The 524-nt window shown below is 59.0% G+C and carries 1 protein-coding gene and 1 pseudogene; one reads left to right on the plus strand and one right to left on the minus strand.

Annotated features, from left to right (window positions below):
• Nucleotides 1-284, plus strand: a pseudogene (locus tag IAE27_RS29355) (hypothetical protein); the annotation flags it as partial.
• Here IAE27_RS29355 and IAE27_RS29360 read toward each other — a convergent pair.
• Nucleotides 281-524: Rpn family recombination-promoting nuclease/putative transposase (locus tag IAE27_RS29360; protein ID WP_200093438.1), on the minus strand; the 244-nt coding region annotated here is incomplete at its 5' end. The pseudogene IAE27_RS29355 and the gene IAE27_RS29360 overlap by 4 nt on opposite strands.

Below are 524 nucleotides of genomic sequence, written 5' to 3' on the forward strand. Positions count from 1 at the left end.
GGAACTACCGTCTGCTGAGCGATCGGGAATGGTCCGGCCGGAATGCTGTGGTGCTCAGTGCGGGCGTGAACGGCATTTATCTCTCTCGGGCCAGCCTCGATGCCGCTTTTGACGACAGTGGCCGACAGATAAATCCGCTGACAGCGCGTCTGACGGGGAACGTAGCGGGGGTGATGAAGCTGTTTAATCGCTGTGGCTGGCAGGCCGAGCCTGAGTCTGGTGCCTCCCTGCCCCACCAGTATTCGCTGATGGCCGGACAGGGAGTGCCAGGAAAGGGGGGTTAGTGGCGGATCTGCGCCAGGTCGTCTTCAGTCAGACCGGTCATTTTCATGACGGTACTGCGGTCGATACCGTTCTGGAGCATGGTGCGGGCAATTTTAAGGGTAGCTTCACGCTCTCCTTTTTCAATACCGCGCTGTTCACCGAGCTGCAGGCCTTCAGCCCTGCCCTTCTCGATGCCTTTCTGTTCAAGTTGTTGTGCGATGGTCATAAGTGCGTCTCCGTGTTGCGGCACACGCTGTGCC

This window comes from Klebsiella sp. S69, from assembly GCF_016516145.1.
GTDB classification, from domain to species: Bacteria; Pseudomonadota; Gammaproteobacteria; order Enterobacterales; family Enterobacteriaceae; genus Klebsiella; species Klebsiella oxytoca.